We start from the raw sequence: 20,933 nt of genomic DNA, 5'->3' as shown, positions 1-20,933 counted from the left end.
AACCTGTACTTCCTTGAAACGACGCGACTTTGTGGGTCTGACTGGCCTGGCTGCCGGGGCGCTGTGGCTGCCAACGGTTCCGGCCCTGGGCGGAACCCTGGTTGACCCTGCCCGCCTGCTGGAGCCCGGCCTCGACCCCGCCGTGAAAAAACGCCTGTCCGACGCGGCCCTGAACGCGGCCAAATCGGCCGGGGCCACCTACGCCGACGTGCGCATTGGCCGCTACCTGAACCAGAGCGTATTCACCCGCGAGAAGCAGGTGCAGAACATTGCCAGCGGCGAGAGTTTTGGGGCCGGCATCCGGGTAATTGCCAACGGTACCTGGGGTTTTGCCTCTACCAATCAGGTAACCGAAGCGGGTATGGCCAAAGCGGCCCAACTGGCCGTGCAGATTGCCAAAGCCAACGCCAAAGTGCAGAAAGAGCCCGTAAAGCTGGCTCCCCAGCAGGGTTTCGGGGAGGTTTCCTGGAAAACTCCCATTCAGGTTAACGCTTTCGAAGTACCGGTAAAAGATAAGGTAGACCTGCTGCTGGCCGCCAACGCCAAGGCCCTGGAAAACGGTGCGTCGTTCGTGAATTCGGCCCTGTTCCAGATCAACGAGCAGAAGTATTTTGCCAGCACCGACGGCTCCTACATCGACCAGGATATTCACCGCATCTGGCCCAACTTCTCGGTAACGGCCATCGACCGGGCCTCCGGTAAGTTCCGCACCCGGGAGGCGCTCAGCTCGCCTATGGGCATGGGCTACGAGTACATGCAGCCCAAAGCCCAGGACAAAATTGCCGGACCCGCCGGCACCGGCCTGACGGGCTACAAGTACAGCTACGATATGCTGGAGGATGCCGCTTTGGCCGCCAAGCAAGCCAAGGAAAAGCTTACCTGCAAGAGCGTGGTGCCCGGCAAATACGACCTGGTGCTGGACCCCAACCACCTCGGCCTCACCATCCACGAAAGCATCGGGCACGCCACTGAGCTGGACCGCGTGTTGGGCTACGAGGCCAACTACGCCGGCACCAGCTTCGCCACCCTCGACTGGAAGGCCAAGAACCAGCCCTACGGCTCCAAATTCGTGAACATCATTGCCGATAAAACCCAGCCCGGCTCCTTGGGCGCGGTAGGTTTCGACGATGAGGGCGTGAAAACCGGCCAGTGGGACATCATCAAGGACGGCAAGCTGGTGGACTACCAGAAAATCCGGGACCAGGCGCACATCGTGGGCCAGACCAAGTCGGACGGGTGCTGCTACTCCCAGTCGTGGCAGGATGTGCAGTTCCAGCGCATGGCCAACATCAGCCTCAAGCCCGGCACCGAGAAGATGAGCGTGGACGACATGATCAGCAAGGTGGACAAGGGCATTTACATTGCCGGCCGGGGCTCATTCAGTATTGACCAGCAGCGCTACAACTCCCAGTTTGGCGGCACGGTGTTCTACGCCATCGAGAAGGGCAAAATTGCCGGCATGATTGAGGACGTGGCCTACCAGACCAACACGGTGGAGTTCTGGAACAGCTGCGCCGGCGTCTGTGACCAGTCGGACTACCGCCTGTTCGGCTCCTTCTTCGACGGTAAGGGTCAGCCCAGCCAGGTATCAGCCGTGAGCCACGGCTCCGCCACCACCCGCTTTAACTCGGTCAACGTCATCAACACCGCCCGTAAAATCGGATAAACCCTACTCAAACCCCTCCCCAACCCCTCCCCGCCGGGAGAGGGGCTCTAGTTCTAGTATTTATAAAACTAGATTACTAAGGTTAGAGCCCCTCTCCCGGAGGGGAGGGGTTGGGGAGGGGTCCACATTCTGCACATTCAAAAAACATGGCAATACTTTCCCAATCCGAAGCTCAAGGCATCCTGCAAAAGGTGATGAGCTTCAGCAAAGCCGACGAGTGTGAAGCCACGCTCAACGGCCAGACCGGCGGCAACGTGCGCTCGGCCCGCAACGCCATCAGCACCAGCGGCGCCGTGGATAACGTGAGCCTGACGGTAGAATCCCGCTTCGGCAAACGCTCGGGCGTGGCTACCTGCAACCAGTTTGATGACGCCACCCTGCGCAGCTGCGTGCAGCGGGCCGAGGAAATTGCCCGTCTCGCCCCGGAAAGCCCCGAGTACATGCCCCTGCTGGGCCCCCAGAAGTACCTCGCTTCGCCCCAGAGCTTCGCCAAAGCCACCGCCGACATCACGCCCGACTACCGCGCCACGCAGGTAGGGGCCAGCATGAAGCTCTGCGACGAGAAAAAGCTGACCTCGGCCGCTTTCCTGAACGATGGGGCCGGTTTTGTGGCCAAGCGCAACAGCAAGGGCCTCGAAGCCTACCAGCAAACCTCCGGCCTGGAGTTCAGCATTACGGTGCGCACCCCGGACGGCACCGGCTCGGGCTACGCCACCGCCGACTACAACGACGCCAGCAAGTTTGACGCCCGCCGCCTCACCCAGATTGCGGCCGATAAAGCCGCTGGCTCGCGCAACGCCCAGGCTCTGGAGCCTGGCAAGTACACCGTTATTCTGGAGCCCGCCGCCCTAGTAGCCAACACCGACGCCTCGCTGATGCAGGCGCTGATGAGCGCCCTCGACGCCCGCAACGCTGATGAAGGCCGCTCCTTCCTGAGCAAAAAAGGCGGCGGCAACCGCAAGGGCGAAAAGCTCTTCGACGAGCGGGTAACCATCTACTCCGACCCCTTGAACCCCGAAATTGCCGACCTCACCTTCTCCGGCGACGGACGGCCCCAGCAGAAGATGACCTGGATTGAGAAGGGCGTGGTGAAAAACCTCTATACCTCCCGCTACTGGGCCCAAAAGGCTGGCATCCCGGACATTCCGCGCCCCGGCGGCTGGATTATGGAAGGTGGCACCCAAAGCACCGCCGACCTCATCAAAGGCACCCAGCGCGGCATCCTGGTCACGCGCCTGTGGTACATCCGCCCCGTTGACCCGCAGACGCTGCTCTACACCGGCCTGACGCGCGACGGAACCTTCTACATCGAAAACGGCAAAATCAAGCACCCGGTGAAGAACTTCCGCTTCAACGAGTCGCCCATCATCATGCTCAACAACCTGGAGGCCATCGGCAAGCCCGTACGGGTAGGCGGCAACCTAGTGCCCCCGCTCAAAATCCGGGACTTCACCTTCACCTCGCTTTCCGACGCGGTGTAGTTTAGAACTGTCATTCCGAACGAAGTGAGGAATCTGAGTTAACTGTCTGATGAGTAACCCAGATTCCTCACTCCGTTCGGAATGACAGTTCAACAGCCTTTCAGACGAGTGTAAAGTTCCGTAGTATGCGCTTTCATCATTACTACGTGTACATGGTGACGAACCCAAAGCGAACCACACTTTACACCGGCGTTACCAACGACCTGCAGCGCCGCCTGGAAGAGCACACGGAAAATGAAGGTCAGCCGCACTCCTTCGCCGGGCGGTACTTCTGCAACCAGCTCGCGCATTGGGAGCTGTTCGGCGACATCACCCAAGCCATTACCCGCGAGAAGGAAATCAAAGGCTGGCGGCGAGAAAAGAAGGATACGCTGGTAGCTACCAGTAACCCCGAATGGCGGGATTTGACACATGATATAATCAGTTAATGTCTTTCTGAACGGCGCGAGGAATCCGGGTAAATCGTTTCGATCGATAACCCCAGATTCCTCGCTTCGCTCGGAATGACAACTACACTCTCCAACCCCTACCCTTGTGAACAGACGTAATTTTGTGGGCGTAACCGGCCTGGCCGCTGGTGCCCTGTGGCTGCCTTCCTTGCCCAGCTTCGGTGGTGAAGCCGTGGACCCGATGCGCCTGCTGGAGCCGGGTCTGGATGTAGCTGTGAAAAAGCGCCTGGCCGATGTAGCCCTGAACGCGGCCAAATCGGCCGGGGCCAGCTACGCCGATGTGCGCATTGGCCGCTACTTGAACCAGGGCGTGTTCACCCGCGAAAAGCAGGTGCAGAATATCGTCAGCTCCGAGAGTTTCGGGGCTGGTATTCGGGTAATTGCCAACGGTACCTGGGGCTTTGCCTCCACTAACCAAGTGACGGAAGCCGGTATTGCCAAAGCGGCCCAACTGGCCGTGCAGATTGCCAAGGCTAACTCCAAGGTGCAAAAGGAGCAAGTGAAACTGGCTCCGCAGAAAGGCTTTGGGGAGGTTTCCTGGAAAGCGCCCATCAAACAGAACGCCTTCGAGGTACCCATCAAGGACAAGGTAGATTTGCTGCTGGCCGCCAACGCCAAGGCCCTGGAAAACGGCGCGTCGTTCGTGAATTCGGTGCTGTTTCAGGTAAATGAACAGAAGTACTTCGCCAGCACCGACGGCTCCTACATTGACCAGGATATTCACCGTATTTTCCCCACGTTCGGGGTAACGGTGGTAGACCGGGCCTCGGGCAAGTTCCGCAGCCGCCAGGCGCTCAGCTCACCCATGGGCCTGGGCTACGAGTACCTTACGCCCAAGGCCGAGGACAAAGTGGCCGGCCCCCAGGGCTCGGGCGTTATCGGCTACAAGAACAGCTACGATATGCTGGAAGATGCCGCTTTGGCCGCCAAGCAGGCCAAGGAAAAGCTTACCTGCAAGAGCGTAGTGCCCGGCAAATACGACCTGGTGCTGGACCCCCACCACCTCGGCCTGACCATCCACGAATCGGTGGGTCACCCGCTGGAGCTGGACCGCGTGCTGGGCTACGAGGCTAACTTTGCCGGCACCAGCTTCGCCACCCTGGAGTGGAAAGCCAAAGGCCAGCCCTACGGCTCGAAGCAGGTGAACATTGTAGCCGATAAGCTGCAGCCCGGCTCTTTGGGCGCCGTGGGCTACGACGATGAGGGCGTGAAAACCAAGGAATGGAACCTCATCAAGGATGGTATTCTGGTGGATTACGAGAAAATCCGGGACCAGGCGCACATCGTGGGCCAGACGGAATCGGACGGGTGCTGCTATTCGCAGTCGTGGCAGGATGTGCAGTTCCAGCGCATGCCCAACGTGAGCCTCAAGCCCGGCGCAGCCAAGATGAGCGTGGATGACATGGTAAAAAACGTGGACAAAGGCATTTACATTGCCGGCAACGGCTCTTTCTCCATCGACCAGCAGCGCTACAACTCCCAGTTTGGCGGGCAGGTATTCTACGCCATTGAGAAGGGCAAAATCACGGGCATGCTCGAGGACGTGGCCTACCAGACCAATACCCTGGAGTTCTGGAACTCCTGCGCGGCCGTGTGCGACCAGTCGGATTATCGGTTTGCGGGCTTCTTCAACGACGGCAAAGGCCAGCCCAGCCAGTCGTCGGCCGTGAGCCACGGCTCCAGCACCACCCGCTTCAACTCGGTCAACGTTATCAACACGGCCCGCAAAATCGGCTAGTAATAATGTGGTGAGAATGTGAAAAATGTGGCCAATGTGCTGTCAGCAAACAGTGTACACATTTCCATGCGCTGGCCTGCCAGTCATTTCAGCCTTGCTGCCTGACCGGGTCATTTTTCACATTCTCCGCATTCCCTCTACATTCTGCACATTAACTACATGGCTATCCTCTCCAAAGACGAGTCCCAGGCTATCCTGAAGAAGGTAATTGGGTTTAGCACCGCTGATGAGTGCCAGGCCAGCCTGGACGGGCGCACTACCGGCAACATCCGCTACGCCCGCAACTCGGTGAGCACCGCCGGGGCCTCCGACAACGTGCGGCTGGTAGTGGAGTCGCGCTTCGGCAAACGCTCGGGCGTGGCCACCTGCAATGAGTTCGACGATGCCACGCTGCGCCGCTGCGTGCAACGGGCCGAGGAAATTGCCCGCCTCGCCCCGGAAGACCCCGAATACATGCCTTTGCTGGGCCCCCAGCAGTACCTCACGCCCGTGAGCTACGCCGCCAGTACCGCCGCCATTACCCCCGATTTCCGGGCCCAGGCCGCCGGCGACAGTATTGCCCTGTGCGCGGCCAAGGGCCTAACCGGGGCCGGCTACCTGGAGGACGGCGCCTACTTCCAAGCCCTGCGCAATAACAAGGGCCTGGAAGCCTATCAGCAGAGCACCAGCATTGATTTTTCGGTGACGGTGCGCACTCCTGATGGTACCGGCTCGGGCTACGCCGTAGCCGACTTCACGGATGCCGGCAAGTTCAACGCCAAAACCTTGACCCAAACCGCCGCCGATAAAGCCGCCGGCTCGCGCAACGCGAAGGCCCTGGAGCCCGGCAAGTACACCGTTATTCTGGAGCCCGCCGCCCTGGTGTCGGATGAGGGGCTGCTGAACAACCTGATGTACAGCCTGGGCGCTCGGGAAGCCGATGAGGGCCGCTCCTTCCTGAGTAAAAAGGGGGGCGGCAACAAGTTGGGCGAAAAGCTCTTCGACCCGCGCATTACCATTTACTCCGATCCGCTGAATGCCCAGGCCCCCAGCGGCGTGTTTGACGGGGAAGGCATGCCGGTGAAGCGCATGAACTGGGTGGAAAAGGGCGTGGTCAAGAATATGTACTACTCCCGCTTCTGGGCCCAGAAAACCGGCAAGCAGGCCACCCCTTTTCCCGGCAGCTTCATTATGGAAGGCGGCACCCAAAGCGTGCAGGACCTCATCAAAAGCACCGAAAAAGGCATTCTGGTGACGCGCCTGTGGTACATCCGCGACGTGGACCCGCAGACGCTGCTGTTCACCGGCCTCACCCGGGACGGCACGTTCTACATCGAAAACGGCAAAATCAAGTTCCCCATCAAGAACTTCCGTTTCAACGAGTCGCCCATTATCATGCTCAACAACGTGGAGGCCATTGGCAAGCCCGTGCGCCTGGGCGGCAACCTGGTACCGCCCCTGAAAATCCGGGACTTCACTTTCACCTCGCTTTCCGACGCGGTATAAACCGGCAACAAGGCCTACATTCAAAACGCCCGATCTGACCAACAGATCGGGCGTTTTAGCAAGTGACGGTAGGCGGTGCCTGCTATTTTGAGCTGAACAGATACCCCAGAGAGAATTCCAGAACCCGGTTGTATAGCCCCTTTATGCGCAGAGCCTCACGTAGTTGTTTTTCCTGCTCGTTGTTGTTAATGTCCGTCAGGCCGTAGTTAACACGGGCGGCGAAAGTGAGGCCGCTTTTCAGATCAACCCCCAAACCCATGCATAGGCCAACGTCGCCCTTGTAATCGGCCTTTACATCCAGATCCTCGGTGCGGAAACCGGAGCCGCCCGAACCGGAGTAGTAGCCAGTTTGGCCGGTTTGGCGAGCGGCCAGCAGCAGCCCAACCTGCGGCCCCACTTGCAGATTTACCGCCTCACTCAGATACAGTTTCGCCAGCAGCGGGATGTTCAGGTAAGAGAGCTTGGTCTTGTTTTCGAGCGTTACCGGACCCAGAGGTATTTCATTGCTTGAGCCCTGCTGCGAGAATATCAATTCTGGCTGGAAGGCGAAAACCCGGCTCGGGCGTACCCGCAGCATACCCCCCACGTGAAACCCAGACTTGTACTTGGTATTCTGATTGATACTGCCACTAAGCACCGCCGTAGTAAGCCCCGCTTTAAGGCCCGCCTGCACGCCCGTTTGTGCCCAACTGATACTGGCACCACCCAATAACAGGGTGGCCACGAGAGTAATTTTTTTCATAGATAGGTAGAGAAAAACATTCGGCCGGCAAGTAGGAGAAAATCCTGCAGCCCCCAAAACCAACTGCATTACTCCCGCCTCCTGGGCATCCCACCAATTCTCACTGCACAGGCGTAGCCCGCAGTTTATTTCTTTCTCAGTAAATAATATACCCCAATCGGGGGCCGGTTACAGGCCAACAGACACTTGGCTGTATGCATGGTATCCAACAAGGCCATCATGCAGAGCCGCAGGCGAAGCATCTCGCGTGCTGACGTTGCCAAGCTATTCAGGCGTCAGCACGTGAGATGCTTCGCCTCCGGCTCTGCATGACGTTCTGAGTGGTAGCAAGAAGCGTTACGTTACTGTCTACATAGCTTAGGGTGGGGAGCCAGGCTCAGCAGCGTGCGGGCACTGCCGGGCTGTACCACGATTTCCTTTTCTCTATTTCAAGCTCTCTGCACTGCCGAGAGCCAGTTACGGACAAAAAAATGATATTTATCAAGTAGTTGCGGAACACGCCACCCCACCTTTACCTATCCTTACCAACGTCCTTATTTCGATGCACCCACTTGTACGGCTTGGATTTTCACTCGGTATTGCAAGCCTGGTACTCCTGGGCCCTGGCCCGGCTGCCACTGCCCAAGCCCTGCCCGACTCGGTGGCTTGGCGGGATACCGGCCCCAAAACCCCGCACGGGCTGGCCGTAGTCAAGACTACCGATGGCAAAACCGTCCGGTCGTATTTCCCGGTCGACTGCATTGGGTTTGAAGAGAAGATTCTCTACTTCAGCCGCAACCCCGAGATACGGCCCTTCCCCCGCATTCAGTACGTAGATGTCAAGAAGATATCCTCGGCCACTATCCGGGGGCATCAGTTGGAAAATATGGGGGCCGCCGGCTACCCCGAGGTGCTTGCCATGCGCTTAGTGGAAGGCCCCGTGGAGCTATTTGCCGTCAGCGGTTCCGTGGGTGATAAAGTGCCGCTGATTTTCTCCGTTGTAAACCCGGCTTTAGCTGGCGCCACCGTATTGGCCCAACTGGGAGGCAGCGCCATGGAGCGCAACCGCTGGTTTGTGCGGCGCAATGGCCAGTTGGTAGCACTTTCCCACGGCAACTTCCGTAAGCTGATGAGCGAGTATACTGCTGACTGTCTGGCTATCAGCACCCAAATCAAGCAGGGCAGTGAGGGGTTTCATTATAAGGATACCCCTCAGATTGTCAACCTGTACAATCAGTTTCTGCTGGGCGCGGCAGCTAAGTAGCTCCGGGTCGGCAGTCCTCAGTCGTTATCGAACTGGTAGGCCACGTAGCCCTGAATCACGCGGTTTTTGAAACGGGGGTCGTTGAGGTTGGTGGGGTAGGGCGTTTCGTCGATGTCGTTGAGGCCAGCGTTGAAGCGTGCTCCGAGCAGTAGGTTACCGAGTTTGAGGCCGCCCCCGGCTGCCAGGCTGAAGTCGGTGCGCTTGAAGCGGTAGCCGCCCCCGCCGCCCACCTGGTTGGCTTCTTCGTTGGCTACCATAAACCCCACCTGCGGGCCCGCCTCCACGAATACCGGGCCCACCGTTACCTTGGCCAGCACGGGTAGGTTGAGGTAGTGCAGCTTGGCGTCGTAGTTGCCAATGGCCGTACGGATGGAGCTGCCCTGCAGGGAGTAGAGCAGCTCGGGCTGAATGGATACCGGCCCCAGCACGTTGGCCTCATAAAAAATACCGCCGTGGTAGTAGGTTTTGTACCGGGTGGAGGTGGAGCCCAGGTTTTCTCCGTCCAGCACGGCGGCGTTGATACCGGCCTTCACCCCAAATTGGGCCTGGGCGGTGGCGGCCAGCAGCAGGGCCGGCACTACGAGCAAGGTGCGTTTCATAGCAAAGAGTAGTAGATGGTTACAGGCAGTACGCCAGTTGCAGTAACGGTAGTTGCCGCTCAAGGCGTATGTTTAGCGCCGTAAACCCCACTGCCTTCCGGTGCGGCTCCGCCACCTGCTGCGCTACTGCTGGGCTGGTTGGTGCCACCTTTACCCCGGAGCCTGTGTCTTTGCCCCGCGTTTACTCTCCTGTTCCCTGCCCCGTATGCCCGCGCCGTTCACTTTTGTACGCCTCCAATACCGCTCCGGCGACTGGGACGCCGTGGATGAGCGGATGCCCGCCAACCTGCTGCACTCCCTGGTACAGTACACCAAGGTGCCGGTAAATGCCAAGGAGAAAGTGGTGGCCCTCGACTCGCCGGAGCTGTTCCGGTATCCGTTCTGCTACCTTTCGGGGCACCGGCTGGTGCAGTTTTCGGCTCCTGAGCGCAAGAACTTTGAGCAGTACGTGCGGGGCGGCGGCTTTGTGTTTGTGGACGACTGTAACCACGACATCGACGGGCTGTTTGCCCGCAGCTTCGAGGAGCAGATGCGGGTGTGTTTCGGGGCCGGAGCCCTCAAAAAGCTGCCCAAGTCGCACCCGATTTACTCCCAGTTCTTCAAGTTCCCCGACGGCCCACCCAACACCGGCTTCGAGCTCAATGGCTGGGGCGACGACCTAGTGCACGACTACCTGAAAGGCATCGAAATCAACGGGCGGCTGGCCGTGCTCTACTCCAACAAAGACTACGGCTGCGAGTGGGACTACGACTTCCGCAACAAACGCTTTTTGGCCGAGGACAATACCAAGTTTGGGGTGAATATTATCTTGTATGCGTTAACCGCTTAACGCCCGCCCTCTAATCTCCCTCCCCTGTGCGCCAATTTCTACCCCTCACCGCGCTGGCGCTGTTCGGCCTGTGCTATTCCGCTACCGCTCAGGTACAAGTAAAGCTGGAGCCCCTGGGTCCGCTCAAGCTTAGCTATGGTATCCGGGGCGGCGCCCAGGTTACGCGCACTACCTCTACGGCTCCCGGCTACCAGAACGTGCAACCCATGTATAACTTCTGGGGTGGGCAAGGTGGCTTGGTACTGGATGCCGCCCTGGGCTGGCTGAGTCTGCAGCCCGCCGTGGTGTTCGTCCAGAAAGGGTTTCGGGTGAAGGAGGAAGGCACCGTACAGCTGCAGGGTACTACCTATACCGATAATAGCCTTGTGCGGCTGCGGCTCAACTACCTGGAGGTGCCCGTGAACCTGGTAGCTACCGTGCACGGAGTGCAGCTATTTGCTGGGCCCTACCTGGGCGTGGGCCTCAACGGCCGCTACCACTACGAGTTCGACAAGCCTGTGCGCACCTCGGAATATTACCAGACCTACGCGCAGGCGCAATTTGAGCAGGACGAGAAAGTGGGCTTCGGGAAAGAAAATAAGGATGCCTATAACACCTACTTCCGCCGCCTAGATGCGGGCTATACCGTGGGCCTGGGCTACAAAACCGGCCCGCTACAGGTGCAGCTTTCGCACAGTCACGGCCTGCGCAACAGCTACCAAAGCCCCTACATTGGCTTCGACCCAGACACGAAAACCCGGGGCTTCCAGTTAAACCTGACGTATTTCTTCAGCCCCGCTTCCTAAACCTGATTTATAGCAACACCCAGAATACGCGCCCAGCCGCAGTTTGAAGCATCCCCGGCGCGTTTCTGCTGACTTTGTATCAGTTTCCCTTCTATCTTCCGTCCAGACTTTTCAACGCCCGTTTTCGTGACCGAACAAGACGTAACTCGCCTGCTTCAGAAAATACCCCAGCTTAAACAGGAAATCGGGAAGGTGATTGTGGGCCAGCAGGACGTGCTGGAAGAGGTATTGGTGGCCTTGCTGGCCGGGGGCCACGCCCTGCTGGAAGGCGTGCCGGGCCTGGCCAAAACCTTGCTGGTGCGCACCCTGGCCCATGCCATGGACCTGCCCTTCCGCCGCATCCAGTTCACCCCCGACCTGATGCCCACCGATATTCTGGGCACCGAGATTCTGGAGGAAGACCACGGCACCGGCCACCGCTCGTTCAAGTTCAACCCCGGCCCCATTTTCGCCAGTTTGGTGCTGGCCGACGAAATCAACCGGACGCCGCCTAAAACCCAGGCCGCTTTGCTGGAAGCCATGCAGGAAGGCCACGTAACCTACGCCGGCCAGGAGCACGCCCTACCTAAGCCGTTCTTTCTGCTGGCCACCCAAAACCCTATTGAGCAGAGCGGCACCTACCCCCTACCCGAGGCCCAGCTCGACCGGTTTCTGCTGTACGTGCGCATCGGCTACCCCACCGAGCAGGAGGAGCTAGCCGTACTGAGCGGCACCACCGGCACCAGCCGCCAGCAGGTGCAGCCCGTGCTGGGCGGGGAGGAAGTGCGCCAACTGCAGCTGCTCACGCGCCAAGTGAGCATCAGCGCGGAATTGATGGGGCTGGTGAACCGCCTGGTGCGCGCCACCCGCCCGGCCACCTCGGAGGTGAAGTTTATCCGGGACTACGGGCGCTGGGGCGCAGGCCCCCGGGCCGGGCAGGCCCTCATTTTGTGCGCCAAAGCCCGGGCCCTGCTACACGGCCGGTTTGCCGCTACCCTGGAGGACGTGCATGCCCTGGCCCCGGCCGTACTGCGCCACCGCGTGCTGCTGAACTTCAATGCTGAAGCCGAGAGCCTCACCCCCGACGATGCCGTGCGGGAGCTATTAAAGGCAGTGCAAATTTGAGGTAATTGCTGCTTGGTAGTTGCTGGTTGGTAGTTGGCAGAATGAAATTCTCTTCCCAACAACCAGCAACTACCAAGCAGCAACTACCAAGCAGCAACTACCAAGCAGCAACTACCAACTAAGCATGCTCACGCCCGAATACCTGCACGCACTGCAAAACCTACCGCTGGCGGCTCGGCGGGCGGCCGAGGGTATGCTGCACGGCGCCCACGCCAGCCGGCGCAAGGGCGCGGGCATGGAGTTCAACCAGTACCGCCCCTACCAACCCGGCGACGACCTGCGCCGCCTCGACTGGCGGCTGGCGGCCCGCTCCGATAGGTACTACCTGCGCGAATCGGAGGTGGATACCAGCCTGGTAGTGCACTTGGTGCTGGATGCCACCGCCAGCATGAACCACCGGGACGATAATGGCCTGAGCAAGCTGGAGTACGCCCGCCTTCTGTGCGCGGCCCTGGCCTACGTGGCCACCCAGCAGGGCGACGCCGTAGCCCTGACGGTGCTGCACCCCCGGGGCCTGCAGCACCTGCCGCCCCGCTCCGATGCCCGCCAGCAGCAGCGCATCTACCACACCCTGGAGCACATTGAAGCCGCCGGCCGCTTCCCCGATATCACCACCTTGGCCCCCCTCACCGCCCGCCGCCAGCCGGCCCTTACCGTGTGCGTGAGCGACCTGTACGAGGAAAACGGGGAAATTGAGCAGCTCCTCACTCGCCTGCGCGCCGCTACCGGCGAGGTACTGCTGCTGCACCTGATGGCCCGCAACGAGCTGGATTTCACGTACCGCGGCGCCGTAACCTTTGAGGACCTGGAAACCGGCCAGCAGCTGCAGCTGGACGCCGGCCAGCAGCGCCGGGTATGGCAGCAGCAACTGCAGGCCTGGCTGCTGGAAACCGCCCGCCGGGCCCGCACCCGGGGCTTCGAGTATTACCGGCTAAATACGGCCGAACCACTGACAGATGCGCTACGGGAGTTTCTGCGGCGCCGCGCCCGGGGCTGACATTTGGCCGGTCCGGCGGCTGGAAGCCGTCGGGCCGGTTGCCGTAAGCTGACGCCGGAACGACAACGGAACAACATCAGCTTGCGCCACCCGGCCGGCAACGGAACAACATCAGCTACCAACAACCGGCCCGACGGTTTCCAGCCGCCGGACCGCCAGGCCGGCTCAGGCCCGATAGTTGCGAGAAGTCGGCCACAACCGTCTTATCCTGCTCGCTATGACCCGTTATCTACTCGTTGGCTTACTTGCGCTGGGCCTATCTACTCCGGTGGCCTACGCCCAAACGACCCCGCTGCCAACCAGCTACCAGCGGCCCCTGCCCGTTGTTGCTATTGATTCCATAACCCACCTGATTACTTACCGGGGCCTGTTGCCGGCCGCCGGGCTACCCCAGACCGAGGTATACGGCCGCGCCCAGGAGTGGCTGGCCCGGCAGTTTGAGCAGTATGACCAGGTTGTGCGCTTCGCCGACGCCGGTCGGGGTGTACTCATCGGGCAGGCCATCGTGCAAGCCCTGGGGCCGGCTCAGAAAAACCTGGAGGCCCGCCGCTTCAACTTGCTGTTCCGCTTCCAGCTTAGAGCCCGGGCTGGCGGCCTGCAGTATGAGCTAACCGACCTCAGCTACCCAAATTATCCTGTAACCAGTGCCGCCAGTGATGCCAGCGGCGGCTTGGCTGCCGATGGGCTGGCGCAGTGGCAGCGGGCCGATGACTTTGCCCGCATCAGCACTACCGCCGCCCAAAACCGCCGCCAACCCGTGGAGCCGGCTTTGCGCGACTATGACCAGTACACGAACAAGGGCGAGCCGAAACCGCGCATGCTGCAGCAGTGCCAGGGTATTCAGGATGCCATGACGGTGCTGGTCGCCTCGCTGGGGCAGGCCCTGGCCCAGCCGCTGCCATAGAATAAGGCTGGCAGGAGCGGAAACTTTTGGCGGGTCAGGGCCTTATCGGCGGCAACGCTGCTGTGGAAAGTTGTGTCTGTAGCCTGGCTTCCGTAGGTTGAGGGCCCGTCCGTACTTCCAACCCCTGCTCTGTTTGGTTCCCGTTGTCTTTTCGCACGCCGCTGCTGGCTGGCTGGCCCTCCTGGCGCTGGTAGTACCCCTGGCTATTTACCTCTGGAACCGGCGGCCGGGCCGGGTAGTACGCGTGGGCAGTGTGCGGTGGCTGGAAGCAGCGGCTAACCGGCGGCTCCGCAGCCTGCGCCCCGAACAACTGTGGCTATTTTTGCTGCGGGCTGCTCTGCTAGCCCTACTGGCCCTGGCCCTGGCCGAGCCCGCGCAGCTGTTGCCCACGCCGCCCGCCCGCGGGCAGGTGCTACTGGCTCCGGGCCTGACAACTGCGGCCCTTAAGCCGCTACGCCCGGCCCTAGATTCGCTGCGGCAGCGGGGCTACGAGCTGCGGCAGCTGCACGCGGCCCTGCCCGTTGGGAATCCCTTGCCCTGGGCCAGCCTCGGCCTCGGCGATACTACTGCTGCTTCTGCCTTTCAGCCCGATTCTGTGGCCGCCGGCAACCTGTGGCACCTGACCCAAACTGCCGCCGACTCCCTGCCCAACCGGCCTTTGGTGGTAGTTACCCCGCTCAATTTGTCCTCTTTCAGCGGCACCCGCCCCGTGTTGCCCGCCGCCGTACGCTGGCTGCCCGTGCCCGCCCCCGACTCCCTGCGCTGGGCCCTGAGCGCCTGGCAGCCCCACCCCGACAGCCTGGTAGTGCTGGTGGCCACGGGTCAGGAAACGGGCATTCGCTTTGAGAAAATTCGGCGGCCCTGGCCCTCAGAAAGCGGCCCGCTGCCTATCGGGCCAGGACTGGTATTGCGGGTAGAGGCCGGACAGCATGCGCTGTACCAGGGTAACCGGCTGCTGCCGCTACTCACCCGGGCCCCACACTGGCACCTTAGTATTGATGAGGCCCACGCGGCCTCGGGGCGGGTGCTGCTGGCGGCGCTGCGGGCCGTGGGCAGCGTGCTGCCGCTGCCCCCGCGCATCACGGTGGCCTCCACCACGCCTACCGATTCCCTGGATTGGCTATTCTGGCTCCAGGATGCCCCGGCGCCACGCTTAGCCCGTACCACGCGGGTGTGGCAGGAAGCCCCGGGCACCACCGCCAAGGCAGACGCGGCCTTTCAGCCGCCGGGCTTCAGCCAGCCCACCCGCATTCAGCGGCTTGATACCAGCCGCCAAGGCGCCGGCCCGGTGTGGGTTACGGCTACCGGCCAGGCGGTACTCAGCCAGCCTACTCCTACCCGCTACTACCTGCACACCCGCCTCGGGGCCGGCTGGAGCGAGCTGGCCGACAGCCCGGCCCTGCCCGCGTTGCTGCTGCCCTTACTGCACCCTATTTCAACCGCGCCCAGCAGCCCCGATTCACGCCTGCTGCCGGTTGCGCAGTTGCAGGGCCCGCAGTTGCAGAAGCCAGCCAGGGGGCCAGCCCCAACGGCCCCGCGCCGGGCCCTGGCCCCCTGGCTGGTGCTGGCGGCGGGTCTGCTTTTTGTCCTTGAGCGGGCCCTGGCTTCCCGCCGGGCAGCTGTATCTTCTCCTAGCCTCACTTCCTGATGAGTACGCTGCTTGCCTCTCCTGTTTCGGCCGCTGCCCCGCTCCGGGCCGCCGCCCGCGCCTGGGCCCTGCGGCGCACGGCTACTGGGCTGCTGCTAGCCACGGGGGCCGCCGCTGTGCTGGCCGTGGCCGCTGTGGCCTGGCCAATGGCGCGCCCAGCCGTGTATCTGGCGGCGGGGCTGGGGTTGCTGGCGGGGGCGTGGTGGCTTTGGCGAATCTGGCAGGAGCCTTTGGAGGGCGTGGCCCGGCACCTGAACCGCCAGCACCCGGCCCTGGAAGACAGCGCGGCCCTGCTCCTGCGCCCCGCCGAGGAACTCAACCTACTAGAACACCTGCAGCAGCAGCGGCTGCTTAGTCGTTTGCCGGAGCTGAGCGCCGCCGGGCCTTTGTTGCCCGTGCGCTGGCGGCCGTACGGCCTGGGCCTGGCGGGCTTACTGCTGCTGGCGGCGGGCCTGTGGTGGGCGCGGCCGGTGGCGGGCACCAGCGCCCCAGCGGCGGGCCAACCGCTGCCGCTGCACTTCACCGAAACCCCAGCCCAACCGGCCACCGCCCCGCGCATCACCGAAACCCGCCTGTTGGTACAGCCACCGGCTTACACTCGTCGCGCCGCGTTTACGCCCACTTCGCCCTCATTCCGCTGCCCCCAGCAAAGCCGCGTGCAGTGGCGGCTTACGGTTAGCGGGCCCACCCAAACTCCCCCCGTGCTGGAACTGGGCACCCAGCGTATCAAGCTGCGGCCGGTGGCGGGCCAGCCTACCCGGTTTGTGGCCGAGCAGCAGCTCAAGGCCTCCGCGCTGTACCGGCTGCGGCTGGGTAATCAGGTTTCCGATGAGTACGCTATTGAGGTACAGCCCGACCAAGCCCCGACTATCCGCATCGTCTCGCCCAAAGCCTACACGCTGGTTGAGTTTGGCCGCCCTCCGCAGGTAGCCATTCAGGCCCAGCTGCGCGACGACTACGGCCTGGCCCGCGCCCGGCTGGTGGCTACCGTGGCCCAGGGCCAGGGTGAGGGCGTGAAGTTTCGGGAAGTAGTTACCGATTTGAGCGCCCCACTGGCCGGGCAGCCCGCAGCGGCCACCGTGCGCCCGGTGCTGCGCCTGCCGGCCCTGGGCCTCACCTACGGCGACGAGGTGTACTTCTACGTGCAGGCCTGGGATAACCAGCAGCACATGACCCGCTCCGATACCTACCTGGTGCAGTGGGAAGATACCACCGTGCAGGAAAGCGCCTTGGATGTGTCCTTGGGCGTGAATACGGCCCCGGCTTATTTCCGCAGTCAGCGCCAAATTATCATTGACACCGAAAAGCTACTGGCTGAGCAGCGAACCTTGGCGCCCGCCACGCTGCTGGAGCGAGCCAACACCATCGGCTTCGACCAGAAAGTGCTGCGGATGCGTTACGGCAAGTTTTTGGGGGAGGAAGCTGATGAAACCATCGGCGGCGCGCCGCCCGGCCCACCCACCGCCGACGCACCGGCCGAGGAGCCCGGCCTGGGCTCCGTGGTAGCCGAAGACCACACCGAAGCCGAGGCCAAACCCGAGCAGCACTCCGCCGACGAGCCCGGCCACAGCCCCGACGACGGCCACGACCACCACTCCCCGGCACCCGCCGGCGCCACCGACTACGAGGCCCGCACCGCCGAGCTGATGGACCCTTACATCCACCACCACGACGACGCCGAAACCGCCGACTTTCTGGAGCCCACTGTGAAAGCCAAGCTGCAGGCCGTACTGAGCCAGATGTGGGAATCGGAGCTGCGCCTACGCACCGGCCGCCCCCGCGAGGCTCTGCCCTACGAGTACCGCGCCCTGCGCCTGCTCAAGGAGGTGCAGCAGCAAACCCGGGCCTACGTGAAGAAAGCCGGTTTCACGCCTCCGCCCATGCCCGAAGCCACTACCCGTCTCACCGGCGACCTGGCCGGGGCCGCGGCTACCACGCGCCGGGCCCAGTTGCCCCCTTCCAGCCAGCAGCCGGCCGTGCGGGCGGCGCTGGGGGCCCTGGCCCAGCTTCGGCAGAATAACGCTGCCGCCCGCACTGCGGCTGCTTTGGAACAGGGCGGGCAACAGCTGGCGCAGGCCGCGTTGCGTCAGCCCAGCACTTACCTGGGTGCATTGCGGGAGTTACGGCTGCTTACGGCAGGTCTGCGCGCCAAGCAGCCGGCTGCCCGCTACAATTTGCCCCTGATTGAGCGCGCCTTCACCAGCCTGCTGCCCCCACCGCCGGCCGCGCCCGTGCGCACCACGCGTTCCGGCAACCAGCTCACCCGGCGCTACTTCCAGGAGCTTAGCCGCTAATTCTTTTTCTTCCGTTCCTCGAATGCTATACGCTGTTGCTCTTTGCCTGCTGTTGGCGGTGCTGTTGACTGTGCTGGCCATCCGCCGCGCCGATACCCGGCGGCGGGGGCTACGGCTGCTGGCCGGGCTGCTGGCCGCTGCCGGGCTAATACTTGCCGCGTTTCCGCCTACTCGCAGCTTCACGCAACCGGCTCCTGCTTCGGCTATTTTGCTCACGGATGGCTACTCTCCCGATACGCTTCGGGCCCTGCAACGCCAGGTGGCGGCGGGCACCCCGGTATGGCGGCTGGCTTCGCATCGGGCCGATGATACGACCACTATTCCGAATGTGGCAGCTGTACGCCAGTTGCTGCCCGGCATAACGCGGTTGCACGTGCTGGGCCAGGGGCTACCCGTTGCCGATGTAGCCGCCCTGCAGGGCTTGCTCCTGGTTCCGCACGCCGATGCTTCCCGTTTAGGCTTTGCCATGGCGGCTTGGCCTACGCAGCCTGAACTGGGCCAGCCCTGGCAGATAGAGGGTTCTTTCAGCGCTCCAACTTCGGGGTCAGTGTGGGTGCGGCTGCTGGCGGCCGGTGCCCCCCGCGACTCAGTGCAGCTGCCGGCCGGGCGCGGCTCTTTCCGGTTGCGCTTCACTCCCAAGGCTGTCGGCACGGCCGTTTATCAGGTGCAGGCCTACCAGACGGGCCGGCTCCTGTCCCAGGAACCGGTGCCCGTGGAGATACTGCCCACTCAGCCCCTGCGGCTATTGATACTGGCCTCCGCGCCCTCCTTTGAAATCCGGTTTCTGAAGGATGAGCTGGCGGCCCGTCAGCACCAAGTGGCTTTGCGCATCGGCGTTAGCCGGGGCCTTGCTCAAACGGAGTTTCTTAACCTACCTGCCCCGCTCAACTTAAGTCGCCTCACCCCCCGCTTGCTGGCCGCCTTCGATGTGGTCCTGCTTGATACTGACGCGCTGGCCAGCTTATCCGCTGATGAAAGTCAGGCCCTGAGCCAAAGTGTGCGCACGAGCACCTGCAACGTGCTGCTCCTGGCCGATGGCTCCGCTATTCCGCGCCAGCTGCCAGGCGGCGCCGCTTTCCGGCTGCAGGCCCGGCCAGCCAATGCCGCTGCGCTGCCCCTGCAGTGGCCGGGCACTGCCCAGCCAGCTCCGGCACCGGCCACGCATGTGCTCCTGAATTCAGCAAGCCTACGGCCGCTGCTTAGCACTGCCAACCAGCAGGTAGCTGCCGCCAGCCGCCGCCTGGGGCTGGGGCAGGTAGCCGTTACCACGGTCACCGAAACTTTTCCCTGGTTGTTGCAGCGCCAGTCGGGGGTGTACCACGCCTACTGGAGCCAGCTGCTTTCCGCAGTGCGGCCCGCGCAAACCAATTCTGAGCTCCGGTTACTTTCCTCCTGGCCCCGCCCGGCCGAGCCGGTTGTGCTCCGCTACGAAGGCCCGGCTACCCGCAACCCCCTCACCATTATCAGCCCCAGGAACACCACTACACTGGTCCGGCGCCAGGATGCCGCCGTTCCGGAATGGACCACGGCCCCGTACTGGGCTGCCGCGCCTGGTTGGCACGAGGCCCGCGTGGGCAGCACCAGCCGGCACTTCTACGTGTATGACGCAATGGCTTGGCCCCTCCCCCGGTTTGCGGAATGGCAGCGGGCAGCGCGGCAAAACGCTGCCATGGGCGCTCAGGCAGTGGTTGGGGCACCGGCAACGGCCACCACTACCTGGCCCCGGTGGCTCGGCTTTGGCCTGTTTGTACTAGGGGCGGGCCTGTTGTGGGTGGAAGAAAAAATCTAGCGCCAACTGCTACAACAAGCCCCCTTCGCTCCCAACAGCGGCCGAGCTAACCCGGCAAATCCTGGTATCTTTCGGCTTGGCTCCGGACAAAAAAACAGCCCGGGCCTCGCCATAGCGAAATCCGGGCTGTTGTAAGTAGGTGCCGGCTGAGCCGGCGCTTAATTACTTAACTTCAGTCGTGGTGGTAGCTTCCGTGGTGGTGGTGGCAGCCGGAGCAGCAGTGGTAGCAGCAGCGGTGGTGTCAGCAGTAGCGGGAGCAGCAACCGTGGTGTCAGTGGTAACCGTAGTAGCTTCGGTAGTCGTAGCTTCCGTGGTCGTGGTGGTTTCTTCAGCTTTCTTGGTCTCGCAGGAAGCGAGGGTAGCAGCGAAAACAACGGCCAGAGCGGATACCTTCAGGAGGTTCTTCATTGTACTAGTAGGTTTGAGAAAATTGGTCCAAAAAACGCCCTTAATACCGGTATTCGAAGTTGGTAACCCGCTTTCGAAAAATATTTTTCTGGCGGGTTACTCCGCCATTTTCATCGTATTAAGCCACAAAGCGAATGGGTAAGGGCCAACCTTCCTACACCGATGAGGAGTTTGTGGCGGCCATCCGCCGCGACGATGACCGGGCGCTGGCGCAGCTCTACCGGTTACACTTCCCCATGATTTCGCACTACGTACTGCAGAACAGCGGCACGGAGGACGAAGCCAAGGACGTGTACCAGGAGGGCGTAATGGTATTTTATGAGAAGGTACGTGACGGCTCTTTGGAGTTGAGCTGCCAGATCAAAACTTACCTCTACGCGGTGTGCCGCCGCCTCTGGCTTAAGCGCCTCACCGACAAAACCCGCTTTGGCGGCCGCCTTGACGACCATGAGCCCTTTCTGGAAACCGGGGCCGAGGCCGACCTGGAGGAAGCCGAAGAGCGGGACCGGCGGCTGGGCACCATGGCCCAGGCTCTGGACCGCATTGGGGAGCCGTGCCGTTCGCTTCTAGAAGGATTTTATCTGCTCGATAAGTCCATGCAGCAACTCACGGCTGAGTTCGGCTACACCAATGCTGACAACGCTAAGAACCAGAAATACAAATGCTTGGTACGCCTGAAGAAGCTCTTTTTCAACCAGTACCAGGAACAGACATAGAGTTTAGTTGATAGTGTTCAGCGGGGGGTTCTCCGCTAACCAGGCACCAGCCCCTG

General features: G+C 62.0%; 18 protein-coding genes. 15 read left to right on the top strand and 3 right to left on the bottom strand.

From position 1 onward, the window contains the following. The first annotated feature begins 13 nt into the window (after positions 1-13). The 5 genes from ABIB60_RS13585 (at position 14) to ABIB60_RS13565 (ending at position 6,819) form a co-directional block, all read left to right on the top strand. Positions 14-1,666 (top strand): TldD/PmbA family protein, encoded by a 1,653-nt coding sequence (locus tag ABIB60_RS13585; RefSeq protein ID WP_354580588.1) that lies wholly within the window; start codon positions 14-16, stop codon positions 1,664-1,666. Positions 1,667-1,812: 146 nt separating this feature from the next. Continuing rightward, positions 1,813-3,147 carry a TldD/PmbA family protein gene (locus ABIB60_RS13580; RefSeq protein WP_354580586.1) on the top strand — a complete coding sequence of 445 codons (1,335 nt, stop codon included), beginning with the start codon at positions 1,813-1,815 and terminating at the stop codon, positions 3,145-3,147. A 125-nt stretch (positions 3,148-3,272) separates the two neighbouring features. Beyond that, on the top strand, positions 3,273-3,575 hold the full coding sequence (locus tag ABIB60_RS13575; protein WP_354580584.1) for a GIY-YIG nuclease family protein: 303 nt from the start codon (positions 3,273-3,275) through the stop codon (positions 3,573-3,575). A gap of 106 nt (positions 3,576-3,681) precedes the next feature. Then, entirely contained in the window at positions 3,682-5,334 is a 1,653-nt protein-coding gene (locus ABIB60_RS13570) for a TldD/PmbA family protein (RefSeq protein ID WP_354580582.1), read from the top strand. A 159-nt stretch (positions 5,335-5,493) separates the two neighbouring features. Further along, entirely contained in the window at positions 5,494-6,819 is a 1,326-nt protein-coding gene (locus ABIB60_RS13565) for a TldD/PmbA family protein (protein ID WP_354580581.1), read from the top strand. 82 nt (positions 6,820-6,901) lie between these two features. Here ABIB60_RS13565 and ABIB60_RS13560 read toward each other — a convergent pair whose 3' ends face one another. After that, positions 6,902-7,561 (bottom strand): porin family protein, encoded by a 660-nt coding sequence (locus ABIB60_RS13560; protein WP_354580579.1) that lies wholly within the window; start codon positions 7,559-7,561, stop codon positions 6,902-6,904. Positions 7,562-8,102: 541 nt separating this feature from the next. Between ABIB60_RS13560 and ABIB60_RS13555 the strand changes: the two genes are divergently transcribed. Next, complete coding sequence (locus tag ABIB60_RS13555; protein WP_354580578.1) at positions 8,103-8,804, top strand: hypothetical protein; 702 nt, start codon at positions 8,103-8,105, stop codon at positions 8,802-8,804. A 17-nt stretch (positions 8,805-8,821) separates the two neighbouring features. Here the strand turns inward: ABIB60_RS13555 and ABIB60_RS13550 are convergent, their stop codons facing one another. After that, entirely contained in the window at positions 8,822-9,403 is a 582-nt protein-coding gene (locus ABIB60_RS13550; protein WP_354580577.1) for a porin family protein, read from the bottom strand. A 205-nt stretch (positions 9,404-9,608) separates the two neighbouring features. Between ABIB60_RS13550 and ABIB60_RS13545 the strand changes: the two genes are divergently transcribed. From ABIB60_RS13545 to ABIB60_RS13510, 8 genes are all read left to right on the top strand, one after another. Then, entirely contained in the window at positions 9,609-10,232 is a 624-nt protein-coding gene (locus ABIB60_RS13545; RefSeq protein ID WP_315998222.1) for a DUF4159 domain-containing protein, read from the top strand. 26 nt (positions 10,233-10,258) lie between these two features. Next, positions 10,259-11,017, top strand: a complete 759-nt coding sequence (locus ABIB60_RS13540; RefSeq protein ID WP_354580575.1) for an outer membrane beta-barrel protein — start codon at positions 10,259-10,261, stop codon at positions 11,015-11,017. Positions 11,018-11,143: 126 nt separating this feature from the next. After that, on the top strand, positions 11,144-12,121 hold the full coding sequence (locus tag ABIB60_RS13535; RefSeq protein WP_354580574.1) for an AAA family ATPase: 978 nt from the start codon (positions 11,144-11,146) through the stop codon (positions 12,119-12,121). Positions 12,122-12,245: 124 nt separating this feature from the next. Further along, positions 12,246-13,118: a DUF58 domain-containing protein gene (locus tag ABIB60_RS13530; RefSeq protein ID WP_354580573.1), complete on the top strand. Its 873-nt coding sequence runs from the start codon at positions 12,246-12,248 to the stop codon at positions 13,116-13,118. 217 nt (positions 13,119-13,335) lie between these two features. Further along, positions 13,336-14,022: a DUF4468 domain-containing protein gene (locus tag ABIB60_RS13525; protein WP_354580572.1), complete on the top strand. Its 687-nt coding sequence runs from the start codon at positions 13,336-13,338 to the stop codon at positions 14,020-14,022. Positions 14,023-14,155: 133 nt separating this feature from the next. Then, complete coding sequence (locus ABIB60_RS13520; protein WP_354580570.1) at positions 14,156-15,670, top strand: BatA domain-containing protein; 1,515 nt, start codon at positions 14,156-14,158, stop codon at positions 15,668-15,670. Further along, positions 15,670-17,964, top strand: a complete 2,295-nt coding sequence (locus ABIB60_RS13515; RefSeq protein WP_354580569.1) for a hypothetical protein — start codon at positions 15,670-15,672, stop codon at positions 17,962-17,964. Before ABIB60_RS13520 ends, ABIB60_RS13515 begins: the two co-directional genes overlap by 1 nt. Positions 17,965-17,986: 22 nt before the next feature. After that, entirely contained in the window at positions 17,987-19,753 is a 1,767-nt protein-coding gene (locus tag ABIB60_RS13510; protein ID WP_354580567.1) for a hypothetical protein, read from the top strand. A 162-nt stretch (positions 19,754-19,915) separates the two neighbouring features. Here ABIB60_RS13510 and ABIB60_RS13505 read toward each other — a convergent pair whose 3' ends face one another. Further along, positions 19,916-20,161 (bottom strand): hypothetical protein, encoded by a 246-nt coding sequence (locus tag ABIB60_RS13505; protein ID WP_354580565.1) that lies wholly within the window; start codon positions 20,159-20,161, stop codon positions 19,916-19,918. A 134-nt stretch (positions 20,162-20,295) separates the two neighbouring features. On the opposite strand from ABIB60_RS13505, the gene ABIB60_RS13500 reads away from it, so the two are divergent. After that, positions 20,296-20,877 (top strand): RNA polymerase sigma factor, encoded by a 582-nt coding sequence (locus ABIB60_RS13500; RefSeq protein ID WP_354580564.1) that lies wholly within the window; start codon positions 20,296-20,298, stop codon positions 20,875-20,877. Positions 20,878-20,933 lie beyond the last annotated feature (56 nt).

The sequence above is a fragment of the Hymenobacter sp. UYP22 genome, assembly GCF_040547285.1.
In the GTDB taxonomy this organism is placed as follows: domain Bacteria; phylum Bacteroidota; class Bacteroidia; order Cytophagales; family Hymenobacteraceae; genus Hymenobacter.
The sequence above is the reverse complement of the archived record's forward strand: the minus strand, read 5'-3'. Positions and strand labels throughout refer to the sequence as shown.